Source organism: Polaromonas sp. AET17H-212 (assembly GCF_002379085.1).
Lineage (GTDB): Bacteria > Pseudomonadota > Gammaproteobacteria > Burkholderiales > Burkholderiaceae_C > Polaromonas.
Map to the genome: position 1 here is coordinate 295,173 of NZ_NBZW01000001.1, position 20,740 is coordinate 315,912.

Below are 20,740 nucleotides of genomic sequence, written 5' to 3' on the forward strand. Positions count from 1 at the left end.
GCCGCTAGCCCAATAAACACGGGCGCAAGCAGCTATCACTTTAGTAGCATAAATCGCCCATGCTCGACCTGCTGATCAAGAACGCCAGCCTGCCCGACGGCCGGACGCAGATGTCGGTCGCCGTGCAGAACGGTCGTATCACGGCGGTAGAACCCGGCCTGGACGTGCCGGCCCATGAAACCGTGGACGCCGGCGGCTACCTGCTGAGCCCGCCTTTTGTGGACCCGCATTTCCACATGGACGCGACGCTGAGTTACGGCCTGCCGCGTGTCAATGAAAGCGGCACACTGCTCGAAGGCATCGCGCTGTGGGGCGAACTGAAACCCCTGCTCAAGCTAGAGGCCATCATCGAACGCGCCCTCACCTACTGCGACTGGGCCGTGGCCAAGGGCCTGCTCGCCATCCGCAGCCATGTGGACACCAGCGATGCCAGCCTGTTGGCGGTGGACGCGCTGCTGCAAGTGAAGAAACAGGTCGCCCCGTACATCGACCTTCAACTCGTCGCCTTCCCGCAAGACGGCGTGCTGCGCAGCAAAGGCGGCGTCGAGAATCTCAAACGCGCACTCGACAGGGGTGTGGCCGTGGTTGGCGGCATTCCGCACTTTGAACGCACCATGGCCGAGGGCGCGGCCAGCGTGAAGCTGCTTTGCGAGATCGCCGCCGAACGCGGGCTGCCAGTTGACATGCACTGCGACGAATCCGACGACCCGCTGAGCCGCCACATCGAGACCCTGACGTTTGAAACCCAGCGCCTGGGCCTGCAGGGCCGCGTCAACGGCAGCCACTGCACCTCCATGCACAGCATGGACAACTACTACGTGAGCAAGCTGCTGCCGCTGATTGCCGAGTCAGGCGTCAGCATCATCGCCAACCCGCTGATCAACATCACGCTGCAGGGCCGCCACGACAGCTACCCCAAACGCCGCGGCATGACCCGCGTGCCCGAACTGATGGCCGCCGGCGTGAATGTCGCCTTCGGTCACGACTGCGTGATGGACCCCTGGTACGGCCTGGGCAGCGGCGACATGCTCGAAGTCGCGCACATGGGCCTGCACGTGGCGCAGATGACCAGCCAGAAAGGCATTCGCGCCTGTTTTGATGCGGTGACGGTCAATGCGGCGACGGTGATGCACCTGCAAGGCTATGGCATCGCGCCGGGGTGTGATGCGAGTTTTGTGTTGCTGCAGGCGCGGGATGTGGTGGAGGCGATCCGGTTGCGGGCTAATCGTCTGAGGGTTTGGAAGAAGGGCAAGCAGGTGGCGACGACGGCGGACGTCGTGGCAATGCTAAAAATTCCGAACAGGCCCAACTCAGTAGCTTTCACAGGGCTCCACCAAAATGATTACTGACGGAGAATCTCAATCAATAGAGCTAACGAAATTTAGTTTCGCATCGAGCCTCCTACCAAGCAGTCCATCTCCGCAGTTGGTCATCGGAAAGATCGAAATTTCAAGCCATTTAAGACATACCTCTTAGATGTAGAAGAGCTATTTTTTCTGACGGTCAACGATGGTTTTGATAACTTGCTTAAGAGCAAGAATGTCTGCCTCAAGATCAACGGCGGATGGCACCGCCGCAGCTTTCGCGGATGCAGGATCGTGTGCCTCCGTGACATTGCAGCAACGTTTGTGAAGGCGGGATATTTCTGCCTGTTCGACATTTGTAAATCCTACAGCTTTTTCAATTCCGTCCATTCGAATCCAGTCACGGTATCTTTGGATCACACCGCCGAAAACCAAATCCTGGACCACTCGTTCTATGGTGGAACGCATCAGCGAATATTGAGTTCGCATTTGTCCGATTTCGTCTTGACTCGGATAAGGAGGCCATGGAAGTTTTTCTAACTTCTTATGCCCCTTCTCGAGAAAATCAATACGCTCCTTATACCCTTGATGCTCCCAAGGGAGACCATTGGACACATGACCTGACCTACCGCCCTGCCATTGAAGAAACTGGATCGAGTGAGCTGCGCTTGCTTGTTCGATTGCATCTCGCAATTCACCTAGGAATGATGTGTCGTGCGTAAGAACCACGACTTGCCGGTTGGCAGCTTCTTTAACTAAGCGCTCGGCGACATATATCCGGCGCCAATGATCAAGCGACGAAACTGGATCATCAAATATAGCCCCGCCCTTGTGACCAGCAATCCGAAGTTCAGCAAGGAAAGAGCCTATGGCGATTGCCCGTTGCTCACCCTCACTCAGAATCTCTTCAATATTGTTTGCGATCGGCAGATCAAGAAGCAAGCGATATTTCATCACTCCCTTGTCGTTTCTCTCTAATAGCTTTGTTTTGATGTGCCCTATCCCTAGTGCCAAGAACTCCTCGTCAAGTGCAACTTTTAAGGCTTTGGTCACGGCATTGCTTGCCAGCTCCTTCGACTTGTCGGAAATGGCCTTAGTCTTCAAATCTTTCTTGCAATTCTCTAAGGCGTCTTTGAGCTTAAAACGTTCAATCAATTCAAGAATCGAAGGGACCGATAGCGCCAGAGCTTGCCGAGCAAGAAGTTCGTTTCTTTCCGCTTCAAGCGACTTGCGATTTTCAGCATCGCCAGCCTTATCCAATGCTTCGGCACCCGCTAGTTTTTCCGCCGAAATTTTCTTTAACTGCTCGCGAGGATCCTCGCTATGGTCGGGAATTGACGTCCAGTCGTGAACCGCAACCGCTGCTAACATCGCTTTCCGCCGAGATTCCAAACAAGCTTCAAAGTTTGCCATTCGTAAAGCGAGTGCAGGATCGAATCCCGAAAGCTCGGCATTCAGTGCATCGTCAATATGAAAAGATACATCGGCAGCGGTTACCTTTCGGATCGCTTCGGAAACAGCATGACGCTTTTCTGTAGCCGTACGTGCTGCATCTTGTTTGACAAAATTTTCGAATCTTTCAAGTCTTGCAGCACCATCCTTCAGTTCCTGCTGACAAAGCACGCACACTCCCCCATCTGTATGGGGAAATGCGTGGTCGGGATATGCGACCTCTGTTGAATAACGCCTAGCGGAGTCAAGAAGCGCGGACCAAATAGGGTCCCCAGTTCCTGGAAGCAAGGTTTCGCCAGCCCTAAAAACCTCTGCAGCCATCTTCTCTGCGTTCAAAGCAACTACAGCGCTTTCGTCAAGAGTTTTCAATTTTTCAATTGAAGGTGTTGCAACCCACATTGCCGCCGCGTCAATCCTCTTCACGAGGCCGTCCAATCGCTGCACTTGAAGTCTTTGTTCTTTAGCCTTTGTCTTTGGATCTGTTTCGTTTAGAGCAGCTACCGCCTTTGTAAGGTTAGTCAGCTCGTGCTCGGTCAAACTCGCTAGTTTTTCAATTTCGATGGGAAGCGTTTTTGGACCTAGCGCTGCTATTGCTCTCCCAACAGCGGTGTCGCCGAGTAGATGAGCAAATGGTTTTACGTCGGTGTTAACAGCACCAATTTCCGCGGCAAGTCGTTCAGCCATCTTCGGTAAACACTTGTTTGCAAGGCTTTCAACAACATCAAGCCCGTATGGCAGATACGCGACGGCCTGCTCAGCCGTTAAATACACCCGTGCACACTTTGCATCAAAGACGGCAATGTTAGAAAGCTTGTCGGACGGCGGAGAGCCTCTCTTCCAATTGATCGTCGATTTGACGCCGTCGGATTCGATATCAAACGTTGCTTCAGGTATTGCCTTCTGAACTGTCACGTCGGTTGCGTCAACTAATACTTGATCGGACAAATCCCTAGCGCGACAAGCCTTCTTTAACACTCTTGAATAACCTGATTTACCGGATCCATTTCCTCCGTATACAACCGAGATTCCTTTCCGAGAGAATGAAAGAGTTTGACCGGGAGCGAGACGATTGACATTTTTCATGTCTCGCAAGGCAGTTATCAGAACGGTTTCGCCTTCTGTTTTTGCAGGCAAATGCAAGGCCGCGAGCGGTACTGGCGGAATAGCTGGCGAATTAGGCACATCGTTTGCCGCCTTCATCATTGCCATCAACTGGTCATAGTCCAGCTCTTCAAGGCATTGCTGCTGGAATAAGCGGCGAGCAGCGTCTCTCTGCCATAGTGTCAAAGACTCTTCACTCCATTTCAATATTTCCGCAAGTAGATTCATTTGATATCCCCTTTTTTGTTTTCAACTTTTGGTGTGCGATTTCTTGTTCCCAAAAATCTAATAAGAGCACGACAACGTTCATGGTAAGTTGCTTGTTGTAAAACTCCCTCATCCAATTAGAGGAGATGAGAAGCGGGAATGTGGGATCGCGACCTTGCGCGAAACAGGACACCACCAGCGGGTACAGTGAGGAAACCTCACATACCAACCCCCATGGACCCCACCCACCTCCACCAAATCGCCGTCGAAGCCATGCGCTCCCGCGGTCTCTTGCCTGTCTTTTCTTCCCAAGCTCTGCAGGAAGCCGAAGCCGCGCGCCATGCCGGTCCGGAACGCAACGGCGACATCCGCGACCTGCGGCACCTGACCTGGTTCTCGATCGACAACGACGACACGCGCGACCTGGACCAGCTGAGCGTGGCCGAGCCGCTGGCCGATGGCGCGGCGCGCCTGCTGGTGGCGGTGGCCGATGTCGATTGCCTGGTGCGGCCCGGCGGCGCGGTCGATGGCCATGCGGGTGCCAACACGACCTCGGTGTACACGGCGGCAGGCATTTTCCCCATGCTGCCTGAGATGCTGTCCACCGACCTCACCTCGCTGCACGAGCGCCAGGAGCGGCTGGCCGTGGTGGTAGACATGCAGGTGGCCGCGGACGGCACGGTGTCCGGCTCAGTCATCTACCGCGCTTTGGTGTTTAACCACGCGAAGCTGACTTACGACGCTGTTTCGGCCTGGCTGGACGGCGCGGCACCGGCGCCGCTGCAGATGGCCAGCGTGCCAGGTCTGGAAGCGCAGGTACGCCTGCATGACACATTGGCCGGCAAACTGCGGCAGTGGCGCCAGTCGCGCGGTGCGCTCAATGTCAACACCATCTCTGCGCGCCCGGTGTTCAAGGACGGCCAGTTGGTGGACCTGCAGCCTGACGAGAAAAACCGGGCCAAGGACCTGATTGCCGATCTGATGATCGCCACCAACGGCGCGACGGCGCGTTTTCTGATGGACAAGGGCTTCCCGTCGATACGCCGGTTTTTGCAGGCACCGCGCCGCTGGGACCGCATCGTCGCTCTAGCGGCAAGCCATGACGTTCAGTTGCCCGAACAGCCCGATGCGCTGGCGCTGGACCGTTTCTTGAGCGCGCAGCGCGCGGCAGACCCGGCCGGTTTTGCCGACCTGTCGCTGGCGGTCGTGAAGATGCTGGGCTCGGGTGAATACGTGGCGGCAGAGGCGGTTGCTGGCGGCGAAGCGACAGCAGGAGGCAATGGACAGGGACACTTCGGGCTCGCCATCAACGACTATGCCCACTCGACCGCACCCAACCGCCGCTTTCCCGACCTGGTCACGCAGCGGCTGCTGAAAGCGGCGCTGACCGGCGAGGCGCCGCCTTATTCCGCCGATCAGTTGGCGGAAATTGCCCGGCACTGTACGCTGCAGGAAGACAACGCCAGCAAGGTCGAGCGCCAGGTGCTCAAGGCTGCAGGCGCGTATTTGCTGCACGACCGTATCGGCGATGTGTTCGACGCCCTCGTGACGGGCGCGGCGGCCAAGGGCACGTTTGTGCGCATCTGCAGCCCTTTGCTGGAAGGCCGGGTGGTGCGCGGGTTTGAAGGGCTGGACGTGGGCGACTCGGCCCGCGTGCGGCTGCTGGCGGTGGATGCTGAAAAAAGCTTCATCGACTTTGAGCGCGCCTGAGAGGCTCCCCACTTGGCGGGCCTTGGCGGGCCTTGGCGGGCCTTGGCGGGCCTTGGCGGGCCTTGGCGGGCGAATGTAAAGCCTTGTGAAAGCCCCTTGCACCAAGGGCTGGCAGCGCCATCTGCGTGAGAGCGGTCCGCTGGGCTTGCGCCTCACCACCTCACCCAAGGAGCTTCCATGTTCAAACGCCTGACCCTGCTGTGGGTTCTGCTGCGCGGCGACGCGCGGCAACTGTGGTTTGCGTTGCGCCACCCCCAGGCGCCGGCTTGGCTGAAATGGGGCACGGCCGCCATTGCGCTCTACCTGGTTTCACCGATCGATCTCATTCCCGATGTGCTGCCTTTTATTGGCGTGATGGACGACCTGGTGCTGGTGCCCCTGGCAATCCGCGCCCTGCTCAAACGCCTGCCGCCCGAACTGAAGCAGCCAGCGTCAAAACAGCGCGCCGGTTGAGCGCCGGGGCGCTGTTGTATTGGGCGATCGCCCCACGAGGCTCAACCCTTTGCCCTCGCTCCTGGTGTTTTGTCATTCCTGACACCACACCGTTCGGGCTGAGCCTGTCGAAGCCTGTCATGATTTATGGAAGTCTCGACAAGCCGCCGTTTATGCAACGGTGCTCAGGTGCGCAAGGAACGGCTCGACACCATGGCCAGCTGGCTGAAGAAACACATGTGCTGACTTGGGTCGATCACACTGCGGAGCCGATAAACTCGGCGGCAGCGCTATCAACTTCAAGCCACACCGGATTCCCATGCCTCACCTCTCCCCCCATTGCCCTCGCCGACATCAAGGAAGGCGACATCCGCGAGCGCTTAGAGCATTGCAGGAAAACCCGCGGTTTCACGCCGAGCAGCATCATGACCATGGTGCGGCGGCCCAACATCGTGTGGGCCTTCATGGCGCGGCACCAGGCCGTGCTCCAGGAGGGCACGGTGCCCGACTAAACCAAGCTGCTGGTCAGCCTGGCCAGAAGTTTTGGGGCCGGCTGCCTGCTGACCTGCCGCCAAGGTATTGCGGCGATGCAGCAGGCCCACCCCGACGTGGATATCTACACCGCGCCCATTGACCGCCAGCTTGATGAACACGGCTACATCCTGCCCGGCCTGGGTGATGCGGGTGACCGCATCTTCGGCACCAAGTAACCATTTGGCCCGCCACTTTTTAGCCTGCGGCGTGTTCGCGGCCTTGTGGGCCGGCATGGCTGTTGGCGCAGCCGCTGCGCCATTCACGCCGACGCAGGACAGCGCCGTTGTCGAGCGCCTGCCGGCGCGCGCCAGCGACCCCGAACTGCGCCGCGTCGAGTCCCTGCGCAGGCAACTGGCCGCTCGTCCCGATGACGCCCGGCTCAGGGTGGAAATCGCCCGCCGCTACTTTGAAATGGCCATGGCGCAGGGCGACCCGCGCTACATCGGCTACGCGTCGGCCACCATCGCGCCGCTTACTGCCAGCGGCAAGAACAGCGCCGGCTACTGGCTGGTGCGCGGCCAGCTCGAGCAGTACAGCCACAGCTTCGGGCCGGCCCTGGCCAGCCTGGAGTACGCGGCCAGGGCGGACGCCACGGCGGTGGAACCGCTGGCCTGGCGTGCCGCAATTTTCATGGTGCAGGCGCGTTATGCCGAGGCGCTGGCCGAATGCGCCAGGCTGACGCCCCTGAGCCTGCCGCTCTTCGGCGCGGGCTGCACCGCCTACGTGCGGGCCGCCACCGGGCAATTGCCCACAGCCTATGAGGAATTGGCGTCGGCCGCAGCCGCTAGCACCGGTGCCCCACCGGAGCTGCTGTTGTGGACCTATACCCGGCTCGCCGAGATGGCCGTGCGGCTGCAGCGGTTTGACAAGGCCGAGGACTATTTCAAACGGGCGCTGGCGCTGGGCATCACCGACCAGTTCCTGCTGGCGGCCTGGGGCGACTTTCTGCTCGAACGCGGGCGACCAGCCGAGGTGCTGACGCTGCTGGCAGGCTGGGAACGCTCCGATGTGTTGCTGCTGCGGCTGGCACTGGCCGGTCAGGCGCTGAAAGACACGCGCGCCGGTGGCTGGGCCGCGCAATTGCGCGACCGCTTTGACGCCGCCGCGCAGCGCGGCGACCGCCTGCATGAACAGGAAGCCGCGCGCTTCGAGCTGGACATCGAAGGCCAGCCGCGCAAGGCGCTGGCCTTTGCCAGCCTGAACTACCAAGTGCAAAAAGAGCCGCGCGACGCCGAAATCCTGATGCGCGCGGCACTGGCTGCCAAAGACGCAAAGGCCGCCCAGCCCGCGCTCGACTGGCTGCGGACCAGCCGCTACGAAGACGCCCGCCTGTCCGCGCTGGCCAGCCAGCTCGCTGCACAGGGCGCGACCCGATGATGCGCGTGCTGCGCACCGGCCTGGCCGGACTGGCCCTGCTGCTGGCCGCCACCGGCGCCCTCGCCCACAAACCCAGCGACAGTTACCTGACGCTGCGCGGCACGGGCGGCAGCAGCGACATCGCGGTGCGCTGGGATGTGGCCCTGCGCGACCTGGACTACGTGCTGCAGCTGGACCGCGACAACAACGGCGAGCTGACCTGGGGCGAGGTGCGCCAGCGGGAGGCCGAGATCACGCGCCTGGCCACCAGCCACCTGGCCCTCTCGGTCGCGGGCCAGGGCTGCGCCTGGGACACCACGGCGCCGCTGCAACTGGACCAGCACAGCGACGGCACCTATGCGGTGTTGAGCCTCGCTGCACATTGCCCGAGCCTGGACGCCGGGCTGAGGGCCCGCTATTCCCTGTTCTTTGACGTTGATCCCTCGCACCGCGGCCTGGTGCAGTGGATTGCGCCGGGCGGCACCGCCGCACAGGCGCTGATCTTCGGCACCGAGTCGGCCGAACAGCCGCTGGCCCTGCAGCCCGCGGGCGCCTGGGACACGCTGCGCCAGTACCTGGTCGACGGCGTCTGGCACATCTGGATCGGCTACGACCACATCCTGTTCCTGCTGTCGCTGCTGCTGCCGGCGGTGCTGGTGCGCCAGGAGGGCCGGTGGGTCGGCGCGCCCCGCTTCGGTGGCGCAAGCAGGGAGGTCCTCAAGGTGGTCACCGCCTTCACGCTGGCCCATTCGATCACCTTGAGCCTGGCCGCGCTGGAAATCATCAGCCTGCCCTCGCGCCTGGTCGAGTCCGCCATTGCCGCATCGGTCGTGTTTGCCGCCCTGAACAACCTGCGCGGCACCATCGAGTCGAAACGCTGGGTCATGGCTTTTGTCTTCGGGCTGATCCACGGCTTCGGCTTCGCCTCCGTGCTGGCCGACCTGGGTTTGCCGCAGGGCGCGCTGGTGCTGGCGCTGGTGGGCTTCAATGCCGGGGTGGAACTCGGGCAGCTGGCCATCGTCGCCGTGTTCCTGCCGCTGGCGTTCGCGCTGCGCGGCACGCTGTTCTACCGCGTGGGTGTGCTCAAGGCTGGCTCGGTGCTGGTGGCCATGCTGGCCGCCTGGTGGCTGGTGCAAAGGCTGTTCGACCTGTAGCGGCATTGCCTTGCGGGCAAGGCCTGCCCCGGACCTCCACCTCCGCGCTCCTTGGGGGCCGCAGCCGAAGACGCCATGCCGCCTGGTCGCTGATTCTGATTATTTGGACGGCGCAGCGTCCTTCTCTGCTTTCTTGCGGGCGGCTTCCACGGCTTTGTCAGCGGCCTCTTTGGTCGCGCGTGCTGCGTCGCGGCTGGCTTCTTCGGCTTTGTGCAGGGCGTCCCGGGCGGCTTGGGCGGCCTTGAGCGCATCTTCCTTGCTGGCGCGGCCCACCTGCCGGGCGGCTTCTTCCGCTTTTTGCACGGCGTCCCGGGTAACCTCTGAAGCCGACTTGGCCTTGCTTTCGGCGTTGCGGGCCAGTTCCTTGCCCTCAGCGCTGGCCTTTTCCACGGCCACCGTGGCCAGCTGTTCCGCCTTTCGGGCGGCGACTTCGGCTTGTTGGGCCGCGTGCCGCGTCGCCTCTACGGCGCGCTGGGTTGCATTGCTCACCGCTGTCTCGGCCTTTTCCAGTGCGGTCTTGGCGCTGGAGGCAGCCTTGCGGCCCGCCTCGGCAGCCTCCTGGGCAGCTTTTCTGGCCACGGCATTGGCGCGCTCCAGCGGGCCGTCACTCGCGGCTAAACCTGCTGCACTTGCCGCGGCCAGCGTGATGAGGATCAGGATGCGTTTGAAGGTCATGACGGTCACTCCCGAATTGGTTGAGGAGAAAGAGCATGGCACCACGCAACCGCACTCGCCTTGATGCAGCGCAAGCGATGCCTGCGGGCTGCCGGATTGGCCCTGACCGCCGTACCTGCACGGCGCAAAAATCGGCCGCGCCGGCCTCCTGACTTGATCCATCTCAACGCTGGCCAACCCGGCCTTTCCTACAGTGAGATGAAGGGGCGCGAGCCCTTCCCTGCAAACGACACAGAGAAAACCATGACAAGCAGCAAAACCACCCCGAACAATGTCACCGCCGCGGTCAACATGGCAGTCCTGAAACACCTCGCCGGGAAGACCTGACATGCGGGCCGCACTGGTTACTGGCGGCACCGCCGGCATCGGGGCTGCCACGGCGGAAGCCCTGCTTGCGGCGGGTTACCGCGTGGCCGTCAATTACGGAGGTAACCGGACCGCCGCCGAAGCCTTCACGGCACGCACCGGCATCGCGGCTTTTGCCTGGAACGTGGCCGACGCGGCGGCCTGCACGGCGGGTGTCGCGGAGGTCGAGGCCGCCCTCGGGCCGATCGAGGTTCTCGTCAACAACGCCGGCATCACGCGCGACGTGATGCTGCACAAGATGAGCGCCCAGCAATGGCGCGAGGTGATCGACGTCAACCTGGGCGGCAGCTTCAACATGTGCCGCGCCGTGATCGAAGGCATGCGCGAACGCCGTTTTGGCCGGGTGATCAACATGAGTTCGGTCAACGGACTCTCAGGCCAGGCAGGCCAGACCAACTATGCGGCGAGCAAGGCCGGCCTGATCGGCTTCACGAAGTCGCTGGCGCTCGAAGGCGCTTCCCGCAACATCACGGCCAATGTCATCGCACCGGGTTACACCGACACCGCCATGGTCAGCGCGGTGCGGCCCGAGGTGATGGAGCAGATCCTGAAAACCGTGCCGGTCGGCCGACTGGCCACACCGGCGGAGATCGCCCGCGCCGTCGTTTTCCTCGCTGCGGATGACGCCGGCTTCATCACCGGCATCACGCTGTCGATCAATGGCGGCAAATACCTGGACTGAGCGCTGCCGTTTTCAATAGGCCGCACTGGCGGGCCCGGCAGCGGCATCCGGCGGCGTGGCTGGCCCCCTGAATTCCGCCGACAGGCGATGCGCGGCGTTGGCAAACATCAGGATGTCGACCCCCACCGCGACGAATGTGCACCCGAGCTCCAGATAGCGGCGCGCCAGTTTCGGGTCCGAGGTCAGGGTGCCCGCCGCTTTTCCGGACGCCACGATGGTGCGCATGGCATGCTCGATCGCGGCCTGGACGTCAGGGTGCCCGGGCCGTCCGCGATGGCCCATGGAGGCAGCCAGATCGGCCGGACCGATGAAAACGCCATCGATGCCGTCCACCGCGCAGATCTCCGCCAGATTGGCCAGCGCCGTGACGGTTTCCGCCTGGACCAGCAGGCAGACTTCGGCATCGGCCACATCCAGGTAATCGCTGCGCGAACTCCACAGGGAAGCCCGGCCCACCGCACTGCCAACGCCACGGATGCCATGCGGCGGATAGCGGACGGCAGAGACCATGGCGCGGGCCTGTTCCGCCGTATCCACCATGGGCACCAGCAGCGTCTTCGCGCCGATGTCCAGCAGCTGCTTGATCAGGGCCACATCGCCCTGCACGGCCCTGACAACCGGGTGCGCAGGATGGGCCGCCACCGCCTGCAATTGCGCCAGCGTGCTGCGCACATCGTTGGGCGCGTGCTCGCCGTCGATCAGCAGCCAGTCAAAACCCGTCGTCGCACTGACTTCGGCGAGGTAGGCATCGGCCATGGACAGCCACAGGCCGATCTGCGGCCGGCGCGCGGCGAGCGCGACCTTGAAAGGGTTACCAGTGGTCATTCGGGTCTCCATAAAAAAAACAGGAAAGGTCAGCCCAGGTTGCCCTGGCACAGATATTTGGTGTGCATGTAGTCGTCCAGGCCATAACGCGAACCTTCGCGTCCATAACCCGACTCCTTGACGCCACCAAAAGGCGCGGCCTCGGCGGCCAGTGCGCCTTCGTTGATGCCGATCATCCCGCACTCCAGCGCACTGGAGAGGCGGTGAATGCGCCGCACATCGCGGGTGTAAAAGTAGGCGGCCAGGCCGAACGGTGTGTCATTGGCGTGGGCAACCACCTCCTCTTCGGTGGTGAAGCGGAAGACGGCAGCCACCGGCCCGAAGGTTTCCTCATGCGCCAGCGCCATGGCGGGCGTGGCCCCGCTCAGCACGGTGGGTGCGTAGTAGTGGGCGCCGGAGTCACCCGTGCGCACGCGGTGCCCGCCGCACACCGCCCGGGCGCCCTGGGCCACGGCGTCATCGACGTGGCGCGCAATTTTTTCGACGGCACGCGCATTGATCATGGGGCCCACCTCGGCACCCTCTTCCGTCGCCGGTGCCACCCGCAAGGCGCCAACACGTCCGGCCAGCGCGGCCACAAACACATCATGAACGCTGTCCTGCACATACACCCGGTTGGGGCAGACACAGGTCTGCCCGCCATTGCGAAACTTGGACACCATCAGCCCTTCGATGGCCGCTGCGATGTCCGCATCGTCAAAGACGATGAAGGGTGCGTTGCCGCCCAGTTCCAGAGAGAGTTTCTTCAGGGTGGCGGCAGACCCGCGCGCCAGGCTCTTGCCGACCGGCGTGGAGCCCGTGAAGGTGACCTTGCGTACGCGGCTGTCTGCCAGCCACTCGTCCACGACAGCAGGCGTGTGTTCGCGCGAGGCTGTCACGATGTTGATGACGCCTGCCGGAAACCCGGCCTCTTCGGCGAGGCGGGCCAGCGCCAGAGCCGTGAGCGGCGTGTCCTCGGCGGGCTTGGCCACCACCGTGCACCCTGCCGCAAGTGCGGGCGCGATTTTCCGCGCAATCATGGCCAGCGGAAAGTTCCACGGCGTGATGGCGGCGACCACCCCAACGGCTTCCTTGATGACCGTCATCTTGCGCCCCGCATGAGCTGCGGGGATCACGTCGCCATAACTTCTTCGCGCCTCCTCGGCAAACCATTCGACATAGGCGGCGCCATAAGCGACCTCGCCACGGCTCTCGCTCAGCGGCTTGCCCTGCTCCAGCGAGATCAGGCGGGCCAGGTCCTCCTGGTGAACCAGCAACAGGGCGTGCCAGCGCTTGAGCGCCTGCGCCCTCTCGGCGGCAGGACGGCTGGACCAGTCGGGAAATGCCGCATGTGCCGCGTCGACCGCTGCCCTCGCATCGGCAGGGCGGCTGTCAGGTACGCGCGCAAGCAGGGCACCCGTGGCCGGGTTGAGGACATCAAAGCACTCACCCTCCTGGCTGCCGCACCATTGCTGGCTGATGAAATTCCGGGTGCGCAGCAGATCGCCGCGCATGAGTGCCAATTGCATGAAAACGCCGGTGAAAGAAGGAGGAAGGAAAAAAGAAGAGGAAGGAATGGGAAGAAGAAACTCAGCTCACGATACCCATGTGCCAGGGCACAAACTCGTTGTCGCCCAGGCCCAGCGCTTCGCTCTTGGTCGGGTGCCCCGAGGCAGCCCGCAGGATGTGCTCGAAGATCTTTTCGCCCATCTGCGCCACCGTCAGTTCGCCGTCGATGATCAAGCCGCAGTTGATGTCCATGTCTTCTTCGAGGCGTTTGAACATCGGCGTGTTGCTGGCGAGCTTGATGGTTGGCGCCGGTTTGGAGCCGAACATGGAGCCGCGGCCAGTGGTGAAGCAGATCAGGTTGGCGCCGCTGGCAATCTGGCCGGTCGAGGCCACCGGGTCGTAGCCGGGCGAGTCCATGAACACAAAACCCGCCTTGTCGATCTCTTCGGCGTATTCGTAAACAGCCTGCAACGGGGTGGTGCCGCCCTTCATGGCCGAACCCAGCGACTTCTCGAAGATATTGGCCAGGCCGCCGGCCTGGTTGCCGTGGCCGACCACGCCGTTGAACTGGGCGTTGTGCCCCTGCGTGTAGCGCTCCCACCAGGCCAGCCGGTCCAGCAGCTTCTGGCCGACTTCGGGCGTGACCGCGCGCCGTGTCAGCATGTATTCCACGCCATGGATCTCGGGCGTTTCCGACAGGATGGCCGTGCCGCCATGGCGCACCAGGATGTCCATCGCAGCGCCCAGCGCCGGGTTGGCCGTGATGCCCGAAAAACCGTCGGAGCCGCCACACTCCAGGCCAATCTTCAGGTGGCTGGCAGACACCGGCTGCCGCCTGGCCGCATTGGCCTCGGGAAGCATCTCCTCGATGGCGGCAACACCGGCAGCGATGGTCACGCGGGTGCCGCCGACATCCTGCATGACCAGGGTGCGCATCAGCTTGCTTTCCTGCAGCCCCTGCGACTCCACCAGCGACGACACCTGGTTGCGCTCACAACCCAGACCGACGATCAACACGCCAGCCAGGTTGGGATGGCGCGCATAACCGGCCAGTGTGCGCCTGAGCACGTCGAAGTGTTCGCTGGGCGAAGACATGCCGCAGCCGCTGGTCTGGGCAAACGCGACCACACCGTCCACGTTCGGAAACGCGGCCATGCGCTCGGGCGTGAACCAGGCCGCGATGTTTCTGATGACGGTGGCCGAACAGTTGACCGAGGACAGGATGCCAATGAAGTTGCGCGTCCCCACACGGCCGTCCGGCCGCACAAAACCCATGAAAGTCGCCCGCTGCGCTTCCGGCAGGTAATCCACCGGCCGCACATCCAGGCCAAAACCCGGGTCCCGTTCGAAGTCCACGAGCTCGAGGTTGTGCGAATGCACATAGTCGCCAGCCTCGATGTCGCGCGCCGCCACCCCGATGACCGTGTCGTACTTCAGGATGCGCTCGCCCGCGACGATGCGGCGCGACGCGATCTTGTGGCCGGGAGGCACTTGCGCACGTGCCCGCGTTCCGATCTCGGGCAGGTCCTGGCCCAGCGACAGGGCCGTCTTGGCGACCAACACGTTGTCGTTGGCATGCAGGCGAATCAGGGGGCTGGGGTGCTTGGTCATCGTGGTTCAGGCGGCGCGTGATCGCATCAGCTCTTCATCAGTTCCCTGAGCTTGAGTTTGTCGATCAACAAGGTCTCCTGCTGGTAGACCGTGCCCACATATTTTTCGTAGTCCGGGCCGTCGAGGTAGAGCACGGGTGCGTCGATCTTGTCGGCGACCTGCTTGAACTCCGGGCTGTTGACAGCCTGGCGGAAGGCATCGCGCAGCTTCTGCGTGACAACCGGGTCCAGACCTTTCGGGGCGCCAATGCCATTGGGGGCATCGACCACCACGTTGTAGCCCAGCTCCTTGAGTGTCGGCGTGTCCTTGAAACGCGGCGTGCGGCGCTCACCCCAGGTGGCAAACAGCTTGAGCTTGCCGGCTTCGACGTGCGGCGCCCATGAGCTGGAGTCGGCCAACAGGTCAACATGGCCGCCAAGCACGGCCTGCAATGCGTCTGCCCCGCCCTTGTACGGGACATGGTTGAAGCGGATTCCGGCAGCCAGCGCGAACTGTTCCATTCCCACATGCGTGGCACCACCGACCCCGGCGTGGGCATAGGTGACCACGCCCGGATTGGCTTTGGCAAAAGCCACCACCTCCTGCAGCGACTTGAAGCGGGAGGCGGCGGGTGCCGCGACACCAAAGGTCTGGCCCGAAGTGCGCGCGAGGTAGGTGAAGTCCTTCAGGGGGTCCAGTTGCACCGTGCCGAGTTGGGAAAAACGTGCGACGGAAATGGGAATCTGTCCAATGGTGTAGCCGTCGGGCTTGGCACCGGCCATGGCCTTGGTGCCGATCATGCCGGAGGCGCCTGCCCGGTTTTCCACGGCGATGGCCTGGCCCAACACACGCGACGCCACCTGGCACAGGGCGCGCATCGATTGGTCGGCGGTCCCGCCCGCCGGCCAGGGGCAGATGAAGGTGATGGGACGTTCGGGGTAGGAGGAGGACGCCAGCGCGCGCAGGGGCGACAGAAGGCCGGCAACACCGCTGGCGGCAGCGCCTGCCAGCAGGGTACGGCGACGAAGGGACGGGGGGAGCGATGAATTCATGGGTTTGTCTCGGTCGTTGTAGGCATGTGGGGGAAGCCCAGATTGTTCAGGTGAAGAACATAACAATCCAATCATTTTTCGTAATCTCTTCATAGCCTCTGGGTTAACATGAACCATGGCCCAGATCGATCGCGTTCTTCGCTCCAACATCAAACTCCGGCATCTGCAGCTGATTGTGGCGCTCGACCAGTTCCGCCACATCGGGCGTACGGCCGAATTCCTGGCCGTCAGTCAACCTGCGGTGTCCAAAATGCTCGCCGAAGTGGAAAACCTGCTTGGCGTGACGCTGTTCGACCGCTCTTCGCGCGGCACCGACCCCACCCCCGGAGGCCAGTTGGTCATCCGCTTTGCCCGCTCGGTCCTGGCCGAGTACGAACGCACCCGCGACGAGATCACGGCCCAGGCCAGCGGCGCCGCCGGACGCACCCGCGTCGGTGCCATGGTGGTGGCCATGCCCCTGCTGCTGGCCCAAGCCGTCAAGGCCCTGAAAGACCGGTCCCGCCAGGCCACCGTGCTGGTGGAGGAAGGCGATCTGACCCACCTCTTGCCCAAGCTGCGGCTGGGGGAGCTGGACCTGTTTGTCGGCCGGCTCGAGCCCGGTTATGCCTCTCCGGACCTGATTGCCGAAGCGCTCTACAACGAGCCGATGGTCGTGGTGGTCAAGCCCGGCCACACGCTGACCAGCAAGAGAAAGCCCGCCTGGAGCGACCTGGCCAGCGTCCCCTGCGTGATGCCGCCACCCTGGGCATCGCTGCGGGTGAAGCTGGAGCAGATGTTTTTTCGCCATGGCCTGCAGCCGCCCGGGGACATCATCGAAACCTCGTCCTTTCTCGCACTGTCCACTTTTCTGCGCGAGCGGGGCGCTGCCGGCTTCATGGCACGCTCTGTCGCCGCACAGTACGAGCGCGAAGGACTGGTGAAGGTCCTGAAGATGACGGTACCCATCGACTTGCCGCCCATCGGCATCATGACCCTGCGCGGCAGGTTGCTGACACCCGTCAGCCAGCAATTGATGGAGTGCCTGCGCAGCGCTGCGCCAGGCGGCTGATGCGCCTGACGTCCCTGACAGGTCCTGAAAATTACCCCCGGTTGCATTTTTCGAGGCCTTGACATGTTTTTCCCCTGACTTGCCTCTTTAACTTTCTCCTTGGCGCCCAAACCATGTAGGACAGAAGAGCAAGCCGCCAAACACCGGCTTTCGGGAAGGCAAACTGTCACGATGACCCAAGCAAGCAGAAAATCCATTTCCCGACAAGCCGCCGCCGGCCTGATGGCCGCCACGTTCTGTGTCGGAAGCGCCCTGGCTGCGCCGAATGACGCGGGCGCAACGGCGCTGCAGGCCAAATACACCGCCCTCGCCCCCCAGCTGGCGCGCAACGAGTTTCAAAGGCCGCTGGTCATTGAGTCCTCCGAAGCCGCCAATGCCGTGAGCGGCAACGCCTACGCGGTCATCAATTACCCGTTTTCAGCCGTGACCACGGCTTTCAAGACCCCTGACAACTGGTGCGATGTGCTGATGTTGCACCTCAATACCAAGTTCTGCCGCACCACCGGCGGCACCGGCAGCCCCACGGGACTGGAAGTCAGCATTGGCAAAAAGGGGCCGCAGGAAGTCAAGGACGCCTACACCCTGGCCTTTGACTTCAAGCTGGCCAGTGCCACGCCGGACCACATGGCGGTGCAGCTCAATGCGGACAAAGGCCCGCTGGGGACCAACAACTACCGCATCAACCTGCGGGTGGTGCCGCTTGCCGGCGGCAAGACCTTCATGCACCTGCAGTACTCCTACGGCTATGGCATGGCCGGACGCGTGGCCATGCAGGGCTATCTGTCGACGGTCGGCAGCGGCAAAACCGGGTTCACGCTGGTGGACACCCCGGCCGGTGGCGAAAAAACCTACGTGGACGGCATGCGCGGTGCGGTCGAGCGCAACACCATGCGCTATTACCTGGCGATCGATGCCTACATGGCCTCGCTGGCGGCGCCGCCTGCCGAGCAGCTGGAAAAACGCCTGCAGCAATGGTTTGACGCGACCGAACGGTATCCGCGCCAGCTGCATGAAATCGAGCGTACGGCTTACCTCACCATGAAACGCAGCGAACACCGGCGCCAGCAGGCGGCCGAATAAGTCCGGTCCCGCCGGCCGCCTTTCGAGGCGCAGGCTTCGGGCCAGGCCGCTGCAGCGCAGGTGGCTGGTCGATGCGGATGCGCCAGCCCGTGAGTCGGCACACCGTTACGGCGCCCCACCCTTCCCTTGCTTCTTACTTGCGCAGCAGCTGGCGCGCAGCAGCCATGTCGCGGTCGTAAACCGCCTTGGCCTCGCGCCGGCAGGCGGTGCGTTCGGCGGCAGCCATCTTCGCGCATTCCTCGAGGTACAGCTTGTAGCCACCGCCAGCTTCATTGATGGCGGTGCGGTATTTCTGCTGCGGCGTGCTGTCGGCGACGGCGCCGCGTTCGAGCAGTTTTTCCTCCATCGCCGCAGGCTGGGCCAGGACGGCGGAGCCGCTGGCAAGCAGCAGGGCTGAAACAACAAAAGTGGAGAGTTTTCTGGTCATGGTGCGTCCTTGAATCAAGTGGTGACAGGGGTCATGGGGAATGGCAGGGCTGGCGTTTTATTTCCGGCCCGAACTGTTGGGCGTGTGCTGGTGATCCAGCGGCGGCTTGTCGGGCATGTTGGTCGAGTCAATGCGGGCTTTCACGCTGGCGGGGCTGTTGGCCGCTTTTTCGGCCAGGGCCTGCTGACTGCCACTGGCGGGCTGGGGCCCCTTGGGCGTGTTTTGCGCCGGTTTGTGACCGGACAGGACGGGATGATGGGTCATGGCTGCTCTCCTGGGTTGCCCGCTGGCTGGCAGCGGCGTTGACGTTTCCTGACCAGCCTACCGCCGGGCGACACGCGCGCCCGTCAGCGCGATGGTCCCCTGCCTGTAGGACAGATGGAACCCTCTGCCGGGCTGGACGGCATGAAGAAAATACTGGCCACCTTGCCCGCCGGGGTCAAGGTGAGGTGCCGCCCAGAAATCAGGGGCGGGCGGTCATTTGCCCGCGAATTTCACCACCCGGAAATTTGGCGGTGTGAATGTTGGCATACCACTTGCCAGCCATCAGGTCGGCCGCCTGAGCCGGTGTCAGCGTGGCCTGGCCGCTCATCGGACTGGTGATGGGGCCGGTGAAAGGCAGGGCCACACCCGCGTTGGCGCCCACCGGGGCCGGGCCGTGAAAGTGGCCTGCGGTCGCCGGGCCGCTCAAGCCTTCGTAGCTCAGTTGCCAGCGCAACAGGTTGGTGTCCTTGTTCAACACGGCATCCACCTTGCCGCTGCCGCTGGAGGCCACTGCCGGCACCTCGTTGGCGCCGCGCAGTTGCGTCGTGAATGCCAGCAGGTTGGACTGCGACGGCAGCATGCTGCAACCGGAAACCAGAATCACCGCGGCGGCGGCGAGGGTCGAACGAAACGCGTGGCGGCGGGAAATCATCATGCTTGTCTCCAGTGGAAGGACGAAATTCCAATCTTAGGACTGCGCGGCAGAGGGCGCTGTAGGACGCCGGCTTGACCCCCACCGGCAGGCCGGATGTCGTCCTTGTTCATTCGTTTTCCGTAACGATGAACAAAAAAGACCACCCGCTCAACAGGTACGCGCGCAGCTAGCTATTTATTTCATAGCAAATCAGGCACGCCGACCGACCGCAGGGGGCCTGCGCCGTCGTCCTACGGCAGCAACGGACGGCTGCCGACAGCACCCTGCCGCCGCCCCGGATTAAGGTCACACACGGGGTTACCTACGTACTGGAGCGTTCAAACATGGCAAACAGGCATCAACACCTTCTGGGCCAGCCAGGCGGAGGCAGGGCTGGCAATTTGCAGACAACAGCCCGCAGCCACCGGAGGCGATAGGCATGGCCTCGCGCGCCTTGTGGAAAGGAGCCATCAGTTTTGGGCTGGTGCACATCCCGGTGTCGTTGCATTCAGCGACCACCGACAGCGGGGTCGACTTCGACTGGCTGGACAAACGCAGCATGGACCCGGTGGGGTACAAACGCATCAACAAGAAGACCGGCAAGGAAATCACGAAGGAAAACATCGTCCGGGGCGTGCAGTACGAGGACGGCCAGTACGTGGTGCTGAGCGACGAAGAAATCGCGGCGGCCTTTCCCCGGACCACCCAGACGATAGAGATCGAGAGTTTTGTCGCCAACACCGACATTCCTTTTGTCTACCTCGAACGCCCTTACTACATTGCGCCCATCAACCAGGGCAAAAAGGTCTACGCGCTGCTGCGCGACACCCTGCTCAAGACCGGACGGGTCGGCATTGCCCGCGTGGTGATACAGACCAAGCAGCACCTGGCCGTGCTGGTGCCGTCCGGCCCCGGGCTGATTTTGGACCTGCTGCGCTGGGGCACCGAGATCCGCAACTGGGACGACCTGGACCTGCCGCCCGAAGGCGCCAAGGCGGCCGGCCTGTCCGAGAAGGAGTTGTCCATGGCCCGACAACTGGTCAACGACATGACCGACACCTGGAAGCCGGAGCAGTTCAAGGATTCGTTCACGGATGCCATCATGGCCCTGGTTCAGCAGAAGGTGAAGCAAGGCAAGGTCGAAACCGTCGAGCAGCCGGAAGTGCCTGATGAATCCTCCGGCGGTGCGGGCGCAAAAATCATCGACCTGACCGAGCTGCTGCAGCGCAGCCTGCGCCACCAGGGTGGCACGGCCGGCAAGACCGCGCCCAAAACGCCGGCCAAAGCCGCAAGCACCACGCCGGCCCGCAAGCCGGCCGCCAAAACCGGCGCCGCGAGCCGGCGCCGCGCCGCCTGAAC

General features: G+C 62.8%; 20 protein-coding genes and 1 pseudogene. 12 read left to right on the top strand and 9 right to left on the bottom strand.

Annotated elements, in window-relative coordinates:
• Nucleotides 1-59 precede the first annotated feature (59 nt).
• A complete protein-coding gene (locus B7G53_RS01355; protein WP_096662464.1) occupies nucleotides 60-1,349 on the top strand; it encodes an amidohydrolase family protein in 1,290 nt (429 codons plus the stop codon).
• 138 nt (nucleotides 1,350-1,487) lie between these two features.
• On the opposite strand, the gene B7G53_RS01360 is transcribed toward B7G53_RS01355, so the two are convergent.
• Nucleotides 1,488-4,085, bottom strand: a complete 2,598-nt coding sequence (locus B7G53_RS01360) for an AAA family ATPase (RefSeq protein WP_096662465.1) — start codon at nucleotides 4,083-4,085, stop codon at nucleotides 1,488-1,490.
• 213 nt (nucleotides 4,086-4,298) lie between these two features.
• Between B7G53_RS01360 and B7G53_RS01365 the strand changes: the two genes are divergently transcribed.
• The 6 genes and pseudogenes from B7G53_RS01365 to B7G53_RS01385 all read left to right on the top strand — a co-directional run bounded on the left by B7G53_RS01365 (nucleotide 4,299) and on the right by B7G53_RS01385 (nucleotide 9,250).
• Nucleotides 4,299-5,774: an RNB domain-containing ribonuclease gene (locus B7G53_RS01365; protein WP_096662466.1), complete on the top strand. Its 1,476-nt coding sequence runs from the start codon at nucleotides 4,299-4,301 to the stop codon at nucleotides 5,772-5,774.
• A 177-nt stretch (nucleotides 5,775-5,951) separates the two neighbouring features.
• Nucleotides 5,952-6,227, top strand: coding sequence for a YkvA family protein (locus tag B7G53_RS01370; RefSeq protein WP_096662467.1), 276 nt, complete (start codon nucleotides 5,952-5,954; stop codon nucleotides 6,225-6,227).
• 119 nt (nucleotides 6,228-6,346) lie between these two features.
• Nucleotides 6,347-6,718 (top strand): hypothetical protein, encoded by a 372-nt coding sequence (locus tag B7G53_RS22395; RefSeq protein WP_141396269.1) that lies wholly within the window; start codon nucleotides 6,347-6,349, stop codon nucleotides 6,716-6,718.
• Nucleotides 6,719-6,760: 42 nt separating this feature from the next.
• Nucleotides 6,761-6,916, top strand: a pseudogene (locus tag B7G53_RS01375) (uracil phosphoribosyltransferase); the annotation flags it as partial.
• 55 nt (nucleotides 6,917-6,971) lie between these two features.
• Complete coding sequence (locus tag B7G53_RS01380) at nucleotides 6,972-8,117, top strand: hypothetical protein (protein WP_096662852.1); 1,146 nt, start codon at nucleotides 6,972-6,974, stop codon at nucleotides 8,115-8,117.
• Nucleotides 8,114-9,250, top strand: coding sequence for a HupE/UreJ family protein (locus B7G53_RS01385; RefSeq protein ID WP_096662468.1), 1,137 nt, complete (start codon nucleotides 8,114-8,116; stop codon nucleotides 9,248-9,250). The genes B7G53_RS01380 and B7G53_RS01385 overlap by 4 nt, the downstream gene beginning before the upstream one ends.
• 99 nt (nucleotides 9,251-9,349) lie before the next feature.
• Here the strand turns inward: B7G53_RS01385 and B7G53_RS22720 are convergent, their stop codons facing one another.
• Nucleotides 9,350-9,925 (bottom strand): hypothetical protein, encoded by a 576-nt coding sequence (locus tag B7G53_RS22720; protein WP_096662469.1) that lies wholly within the window; start codon nucleotides 9,923-9,925, stop codon nucleotides 9,350-9,352.
• 60 nt (nucleotides 9,926-9,985) lie between these two features.
• Between B7G53_RS22720 and B7G53_RS22725 the strand changes: the two genes are divergently transcribed.
• Together B7G53_RS22725 and phbB are read left to right on the top strand one after the other, a co-directional pair.
• Nucleotides 9,986-10,252 carry a hypothetical protein gene (locus B7G53_RS22725; protein WP_217992572.1) on the top strand — a complete coding sequence of 89 codons (267 nt, stop codon included), beginning with the start codon at nucleotides 9,986-9,988 and terminating at the stop codon, nucleotides 10,250-10,252.
• Between the two features lies 1 nt (nucleotide 10,253).
• A complete protein-coding gene (gene phbB, locus B7G53_RS01395) occupies nucleotides 10,254-10,973 on the top strand; it encodes an acetoacetyl-CoA reductase (protein ID WP_096662470.1) in 720 nt (239 codons plus the stop codon).
• Between the two features lie 12 nt (nucleotides 10,974-10,985).
• On the opposite strand, the gene hpaI is transcribed toward phbB, so the two are convergent.
• From hpaI to B7G53_RS01415, 4 genes are all read right to left on the bottom strand, one after another.
• On the bottom strand, nucleotides 10,986-11,798 hold the full coding sequence (gene hpaI / locus B7G53_RS01400) for a 4-hydroxy-2-oxoheptanedioate aldolase (RefSeq protein WP_096662471.1): 813 nt from the start codon (nucleotides 11,796-11,798) through the stop codon (nucleotides 10,986-10,988).
• A gap of 29 nt (nucleotides 11,799-11,827) precedes the next feature.
• On the bottom strand, nucleotides 11,828-13,306 hold the full coding sequence (locus tag B7G53_RS01405; RefSeq protein ID WP_096662472.1) for an NAD-dependent succinate-semialdehyde dehydrogenase: 1,479 nt from the start codon (nucleotides 13,304-13,306) through the stop codon (nucleotides 11,828-11,830).
• Nucleotides 13,307-13,367: 61 nt separating this feature from the next.
• The gene (locus B7G53_RS01410) at nucleotides 13,368-14,897 is read right to left on the bottom strand and encodes a UxaA family hydrolase (protein ID WP_096662473.1); all 1,530 of its coding nucleotides are present in this window, start codon (nucleotides 14,895-14,897) and stop codon (nucleotides 13,368-13,370) included.
• A gap of 26 nt (nucleotides 14,898-14,923) precedes the next feature.
• On the bottom strand, nucleotides 14,924-15,928 hold the full coding sequence (locus tag B7G53_RS01415) for a tripartite tricarboxylate transporter substrate binding protein (protein WP_096662474.1): 1,005 nt from the start codon (nucleotides 15,926-15,928) through the stop codon (nucleotides 14,924-14,926).
• 115 nt (nucleotides 15,929-16,043) lie between these two features.
• On the opposite strand from B7G53_RS01415, the gene B7G53_RS01420 reads away from it, so the two are divergent.
• The gene (locus B7G53_RS01420; RefSeq protein WP_096662475.1) at nucleotides 16,044-16,976 is read left to right on the top strand and encodes a LysR substrate-binding domain-containing protein; all 933 of its coding nucleotides are present in this window, start codon (nucleotides 16,044-16,046) and stop codon (nucleotides 16,974-16,976) included.
• 171 nt (nucleotides 16,977-17,147) lie between these two features.
• Nucleotides 17,148-18,056, top strand: coding sequence for a hypothetical protein (locus tag B7G53_RS01425; RefSeq protein ID WP_096662476.1), 909 nt, complete (start codon nucleotides 17,148-17,150; stop codon nucleotides 18,054-18,056).
• Between the two features lie 133 nt (nucleotides 18,057-18,189).
• On the opposite strand, the gene B7G53_RS01430 is transcribed toward B7G53_RS01425, so the two are convergent.
• The 3 genes from B7G53_RS01430 to B7G53_RS01440 all read right to left on the bottom strand — a co-directional run bounded on the left by B7G53_RS01430 (nucleotide 18,190) and on the right by B7G53_RS01440 (nucleotide 19,399).
• The gene (locus tag B7G53_RS01430; protein ID WP_096662477.1) at nucleotides 18,190-18,483 is read right to left on the bottom strand and encodes a hypothetical protein; all 294 of its coding nucleotides are present in this window, start codon (nucleotides 18,481-18,483) and stop codon (nucleotides 18,190-18,192) included.
• Between the two features lie 57 nt (nucleotides 18,484-18,540).
• On the bottom strand, nucleotides 18,541-18,747 hold the full coding sequence (locus B7G53_RS01435; RefSeq protein ID WP_096662478.1) for a hypothetical protein: 207 nt from the start codon (nucleotides 18,745-18,747) through the stop codon (nucleotides 18,541-18,543).
• A 199-nt stretch (nucleotides 18,748-18,946) separates the two neighbouring features.
• Nucleotides 18,947-19,399, bottom strand: coding sequence for a CHRD domain-containing protein (locus B7G53_RS01440; protein WP_176491255.1), 453 nt, complete (start codon nucleotides 19,397-19,399; stop codon nucleotides 18,947-18,949).
• A gap of 421 nt (nucleotides 19,400-19,820) precedes the next feature.
• Here B7G53_RS01440 and ku point away from each other — a divergent pair, with 421 nt between their 5' ends.
• Nucleotides 19,821-20,738 carry a non-homologous end joining protein Ku gene (gene ku / locus B7G53_RS01445; RefSeq protein WP_096662479.1) on the top strand — a complete coding sequence of 306 codons (918 nt, stop codon included), beginning with the start codon at nucleotides 19,821-19,823 and terminating at the stop codon, nucleotides 20,736-20,738.
• Nucleotides 20,739-20,740 lie beyond the last annotated feature (2 nt).

Coding starts and splice junctions, on each gene's coding strand:
- B7G53_RS01410 (WP_096662473.1), bottom strand. CDS start 14,897: ATGACCAAGCACCCCAGCCCCCTGATTCGCCTGCATGCCAACGACAAC.
- B7G53_RS01435 (WP_096662478.1), bottom strand. CDS start 18,747: ATGACCCATCATCCCGTCCTGTCCGGTCACAAACCGGCGCAAAACACG.
- B7G53_RS01385 (WP_096662468.1), top strand. CDS start 8,114: ATGATGCGCGTGCTGCGCACCGGCCTGGCCGGACTGGCCCTGCTGCTG.
- B7G53_RS01440 (WP_176491255.1), bottom strand. CDS start 19,399: ATGATTTCCCGCCGCCACGCGTTTCGTTCGACCCTCGCCGCCGCCGCG.
- B7G53_RS01380 (WP_096662852.1), top strand. CDS start 6,972: ATGGCTGTTGGCGCAGCCGCTGCGCCATTCACGCCGACGCAGGACAGC.
- B7G53_RS01355 (WP_096662464.1), top strand. CDS start 60: ATGCTCGACCTGCTGATCAAGAACGCCAGCCTGCCCGACGGCCGGACG.
- B7G53_RS01430 (WP_096662477.1), bottom strand. CDS start 18,483: ATGACCAGAAAACTCTCCACTTTTGTTGTTTCAGCCCTGCTGCTTGCC.
- B7G53_RS01360 (WP_096662465.1), bottom strand. CDS start 4,085: ATGAATCTACTTGCGGAAATATTGAAATGGAGTGAAGAGTCTTTGACA.
- B7G53_RS01425 (WP_096662476.1), top strand. CDS start 17,148: ATGACCCAAGCAAGCAGAAAATCCATTTCCCGACAAGCCGCCGCCGGC.
- B7G53_RS01405 (WP_096662472.1), bottom strand. CDS start 13,306: ATGCAATTGGCACTCATGCGCGGCGATCTGCTGCGCACCCGGAATTTC.
- B7G53_RS22395 (WP_141396269.1), top strand. CDS start 6,347: ATGATTTATGGAAGTCTCGACAAGCCGCCGTTTATGCAACGGTGCTCA.
- B7G53_RS22720 (WP_096662469.1), bottom strand. CDS start 9,925: ATGACCTTCAAACGCATCCTGATCCTCATCACGCTGGCCGCGGCAAGT.
- B7G53_RS01420 (WP_096662475.1), top strand. CDS start 16,044: ATGGCCCAGATCGATCGCGTTCTTCGCTCCAACATCAAACTCCGGCAT.
- B7G53_RS01370 (WP_096662467.1), top strand. CDS start 5,952: ATGTTCAAACGCCTGACCCTGCTGTGGGTTCTGCTGCGCGGCGACGCG.
- B7G53_RS01365 (WP_096662466.1), top strand. CDS start 4,299: ATGGACCCCACCCACCTCCACCAAATCGCCGTCGAAGCCATGCGCTCC.
- B7G53_RS01415 (WP_096662474.1), bottom strand. CDS start 15,928: ATGAATTCATCGCTCCCCCCGTCCCTTCGTCGCCGTACCCTGCTGGCA.
- phbB (WP_096662470.1), top strand. CDS start 10,254: ATGCGGGCCGCACTGGTTACTGGCGGCACCGCCGGCATCGGGGCTGCC.
- ku (WP_096662479.1), top strand. CDS start 19,821: ATGGCCTCGCGCGCCTTGTGGAAAGGAGCCATCAGTTTTGGGCTGGTG.
- hpaI (WP_096662471.1), bottom strand. CDS start 11,798: ATGACCACTGGTAACCCTTTCAAGGTCGCGCTCGCCGCGCGCCGGCCG.